The 4803-nt window shown below is 43.8% G+C and carries 4 protein-coding genes; 2 read left to right on the forward strand and 2 right to left on the reverse strand.

Features of this window, described 5'->3' with window-relative positions:
• Window positions 1–612 precede the first annotated feature (612 nt).
• Window positions 613–1986, reverse strand: coding sequence for an Nramp family divalent metal transporter (locus tag EKM82_RS11065; RefSeq protein WP_125769446.1), 1374 nt, complete (start codon window positions 1984–1986; stop codon window positions 613–615).
• Between the two features lie 202 nt (window positions 1987–2188).
• Between EKM82_RS11065 and EKM82_RS11070 the strand changes: the two genes are divergently transcribed.
• A complete protein-coding gene (locus tag EKM82_RS11070) occupies window positions 2189–2560 on the forward strand; it encodes a cupredoxin domain-containing protein (RefSeq protein WP_404802912.1) in 372 nt (123 codons plus the stop codon).
• Window positions 2560–4494, forward strand: coding sequence for a copper-translocating P-type ATPase (locus EKM82_RS11075; protein ID WP_125769452.1), 1935 nt, complete (start codon window positions 2560–2562; stop codon window positions 4492–4494). The genes EKM82_RS11070 and EKM82_RS11075 overlap by 1 nt, the downstream gene beginning before the upstream one ends.
• Before the next feature lie 51 nt (window positions 4495–4545).
• Here the strand turns inward: EKM82_RS11075 and EKM82_RS11740 are convergent, their stop codons facing one another.
• The gene (locus EKM82_RS11740) at window positions 4546–4788 is read right to left on the reverse strand and encodes a hypothetical protein (RefSeq protein ID WP_164508275.1); all 243 of its coding nucleotides are present in this window, start codon (window positions 4786–4788) and stop codon (window positions 4546–4548) included.
• Window positions 4789–4803 lie beyond the last annotated feature (15 nt).

Raw genomic sequence — 4803 nt, forward strand, 5'->3', positions numbered from 1 at the left:
CGAGCCTTTGTCTAATTGCTAAAGCAATAAGACAAATTTGGCGGCTGACAACCACGCCCTCCATTCCGTCTGGAGTTGAGGTGATTCATTTCAGTTTTGTTAGTGGTTAAGGCAATTGTAGTGGGATAGATCAACTCGATTCAAATTATTGTCACAATTGAATAGCCACATCAAAAAAGCCTATCTGACAGTTTCTGATTTTATCCAGAAAGCTTGTCAAACAGGTCTATTAGTTTACATCAATCAGTTTTTCTAAATAGTGGTACTCAATTCGGTTAGTTTCCACAGGTGGTTGCAGGGCGGTTGTCGTCTAACTTTACCAATACTGCCTTGATATCGATCAAATCTATAGTGGGTAAAACTAGCTCAAAACGTAGTGGAGGCCGCCGGAGTGTCAGCCGCCAAATTCTTCTTGATGGCGGTAGCCATTTAGAAGAAGACCTGTATTGGAGACTTTCGTTAGAAAGGCTTCAATCAGTGTCGGCCGCGTTCCACACTCCGCCGGCCGCAACGGAATTGTGCGTCATTCTGTTCAAAACTAGTTAAAATTCAAATCGCCCAGCAACCATCTCCCCAATTTGGGGAAGTCTTGGCACTACTGTCTCGACATTATTAACCGCGAATTGTGTTCCAGATTAATTGGGCGTTGAGAATGATTAGGATGATGGCCACCACCCAAGCAAGGTATTTCACCCACGGTCGATTGACAAATTTTCCCATTAATTTCTTATCACTGGTGAAAATAATTAGCGGAATCATCGCGAATGGCAGGGCAATTGAGAGAAAGACCTGCGACAGCGTCAGTAAATCTTCAATTTTAGCCTCATTACCATGGTAATAAATGGCGAAGGCCAAAACAGGAATAACAGAGATCAAACGTGTCAGAAGCCGTTGGGCCCAAAGTGGCATTTCTAAATGAATAAAACCTTCCATAATAATCTGACCAGCTAGCGTACCAGTAATAGTTGAACTTTGTCCAGAAGCCAGCAAGGCAATTGCAAAAAGCATACTTAACATTGGACTGGCAATGGCGCCGACAATTTTCGAATTATTCAAGGCGTTAAACAAATCAACGAAACGGCCTAAATCGCTATTGGTGCCATAAAAAAGAGCGGCCCCTAAAATTAACAACAAACTATTGACGACAAAGGCAACGGTTAGTTGAACGTTCGAATCAGCAACCGTGAATTTAACGGTACGCTTAACTGACGCTTCATCATCAATATCATAAACCCGCGTTTGCGAAATGGATGAGCCTAGGTATAAGTCGTGAGGCATCACGGTCGCGCCGACGATCCCCAAAGCCCAGTACAGCATGGGATGATTCGTTAAAGTTTCCATGCGAGGCAAATAACCGTTCAAAATACCGACCATGTCAGGTTTGGCTAAGAAAACTTCATAGGCAAATACCAACAAGATCACAGCAACTAAAGTGGCGACAATCGCTTCGATTTTGCGGAAGCCTAATTTCATTAAGAATAATAAGAGCAGCACATCAAACGCCGTGATTGTAATGCCAACAATTAAAGGAAAACCAAATAGTAATTTCAGGGCGATCCCTGAACCGATGATTTCGGCCATATCGGTCGCCATAATTGCTAATTCGGTAATTACCCACAGTACTAAGCCAACCCACTTTGAGGTGCGGTCACGAGTCAACTGCGCCAAGTCGCGGCCAGTGACAATCCCTAAACGCGCCGCCATCGCTTGCAGCAACATGGCAATCAAACTTGAAAGTAGGACGACACTAAGCAATTTATATTTAAACTGAGCGCCACCACCAATTGAGGTGATCCAATTACCCGGATCCATATAACCCACGGCAATTAAAGCGCCAGGACCCGCAAAGGCCATTAAGGTTCGAAAATACCCCTTCCCCTTAGGCACTTCGATGGAATTGTTGATCTCATCTAGGCTTTTGCGTTGCGAACCAGTTTCACCAAAAAATTTATTATCTGGTGGTTGTTCAGCAGATTTTTTACTCAAAATTAACCCCTCCTTTGTTCAGACCCGCGAACAAAAGTTATATGTTTATCATAATATATCGCCATTGAAAATGCTTACTTGGCTTCTTATTTTCGCGATAAAAAATAAAAGTCACTCTTTAAGTTGACAAATGTAAACTATAGCAGTATATTATTTTTTGTAAGTTACAAACGTAAACTTTAAAAATTTGGAGGAATTTGTGATGGTTAAAATCGTTGTGCTAGTTGCCGGGTTGCTAGTGATCGGCTTTATTGCTTGGTGGTTCTTTGGTAAACACACCACTAAGACGGTTCAAGCTCAAGTTGATCAACAACAACAAAGTATTGATATTGAAGTTAATGGTGGCTACTCACCAGAACAAATTGTCCTGAAAAAGGGTATTCCTGCGGTTTTAAATTTCACTCGCAAAGATGCCTCAAGTTGTTTAGATCATGTGGTCTTTTCTGACTTCGGGATTAATCAAGAACTACCACGCAATCAACGGCAAGCTATTAAAATCGATACAAGCAAGGCCGGCGAATATCAGTGGGCTTGCGGCATGGACATGTTCCATGGGAAAGTGGTGATTCGTTAATGAATATTCAAAAACGGTTCTGGGTGTCCTTAGTTTTATCATTACCAATGTTGGTGGCGATGGTTTTGATGCCCTTTGGCTGGCATTTACCTGGTGGCGCCGTCACTCAATTGGTTTTAACGACGATTATTATGGCGGTGGCAGCTTGGCCATTTATCCAAAGCGCCTGGGCATCATTTAAAAAACATCACGCGAATATGGATACTTTAGTTGCGATTGGGACCGCCACAGCTTACTTTTACAGTATTTATGCGATGTTGACTAATCAGGCCGTCTTTTTCGAAAGTGCAGCCTTTGTGATTACTTTTGTGCTGTTAGGACAGGTTTTCGAGGAACGGATGCGCCGCAATGCTTCTGATGCTGTGGCTAAGTTAGTTGATCTCCAGGCCAAAACTGCCGAAGTTTTACGGGATGGCGAATTTCAACAAGTGCCACTAGCCGAAGTGAAATTGAACGATATTATTCGCGTTAAGCCTGGGCAAAAGATCCCGGTCGACGGCGTGATCACTGAAGGCAATTCAAGCATTGATGAATCAATGGTAACTGGCGAAAGCATGCCTGTTACCAAGCATGTTGATGACCAAGTGATTGGTGCCACCATGAATGGCACCGGGACATTTTTATTCAAGGCTACCAAAATTGGTGATCAAACCATGTTGGCGCAAATCGTTGAGTTGGTCAAAAAGGCCCAAAATAGTCATGCGCCTATTCAAAAGCTGACCGATAAAGTTTCCGATGTCTTCGTGCCTGTTGTGTTAATTCTGGCAATTGTTACTTTCTTGATTTGGTATGTTTTGATTGGCGCGACGTTGGCTAACGCTTTGATTTTTGCCGTGTCAGTCGTCGTGATTGCCTGCCCTTGTGCTTTGGGTTTGGCTACACCAACTGCTTTAATGGTTGGGACTGGTCGTGGTGCCAAAATGGGGATCCTCATTAAAAATGGCGAAGTTTTAGAAGCCGTTAGCGATGTGAAAACCGTTATTTTTGATAAAACGGGGACGATTACTGCTGGTCAACCACAAGTCACTGACGTGGTAGGCGATCAGGAACAAGTTTTAGCAGTGGCCGCTAGTTTAGAGGCCGCTTCGGAACATCCGTTGGCTACCGCAATCCTGCAAGAAGCGAAGCAATATGAGATTGCCCCGCAAGCAGTCACTGAATTCCAAGCGATTGAAGGTAAAGGTGTTGCTGGCTTAATCGCTGGAAAAATGGCCTTTGTCGGCAATCAAAAATTATTAACTGATATTCAAGTTAGTCCAGCATTAGCAACGCAAATGCAAACCTTACAAGATCAAGCAAAAACAGTCGTCTTAGTCGGCCGCGAGCAACAAATTATTGGCTTGATTGCCATTCAAGACGTGCCCAAGCCAACATCTAAAGAGGCAATCGCCAGCTTAAAGGCACGGGGATTAAAGACCGTGATGTTGACTGGTGACAATCAACGAGTCGCCGCCGCAGTTGCAGAACAAGTTGGTATTGATCAAGTTATCGCTGACGTATTGCCTGGCGATAAAGCTGACCAAGTTAAGCAATTCCAAGAAAATGGTAAAGTCGCCTTTGTTGGTGACGGAATCAACGATGCACCAGCGCTAACAACCGCAGATGTAGGGATCGCCATGGGTTCAGGAACAGATATTGCCATTGATGCTGGCGGGATTGTTTTAGTGAAGAACGATTTACGCGATGTTGATCGTGCCTTAGCCCTTAGCAAAAAGACTTTCCAACGCATCAAGCTCAATCTTTTCTGGGCCTTCATCTACAATGTACTAGGAATTCCGGTGGCAGCTGGCGTCTTCTTCGGTCTTGGTTTAATGCTAAGCCCAGAATTAGCTGGCTTGGCAATGGCCTTCAGTTCACTGTCAGTGGTCACAAGTTCAGTGTTACTTAACCGTGCTAAAATTAACACCACAGTTTTAGCACCAGCGGTTAATTAACGGTATTTAAAAATTGTTATGTAGAAAAGCAGCGTAATATAATCAATCAAGTCAGCTTAACAATGCCTTCAGGAAACGGGCGCATTGTTGAGTTGGCTTTTTTGATGAGCTCTTGCTAAAAATGAAGAAGTTGAAAAACAGAATTGAGTCTGACTCCATTGCGGGCTTGCTGGTTGTGGAACGCGGCCGGCATCGATTGATGCCAATTGAAGACCAAATTGTCATCAATGCGAGCCTTTGTCTAACCGCTGAAGCGGCAAGACAAATTTGGCGGCTGACAACCACGCCCTCCATTCCGTCTGGAGTTGA

The sequence above is a fragment of the Lapidilactobacillus wuchangensis genome (assembly GCF_003946645.1).
Lineage (GTDB): Bacteria > Bacillota > Bacilli > Lactobacillales > Lactobacillaceae > Lapidilactobacillus > Lapidilactobacillus wuchangensis.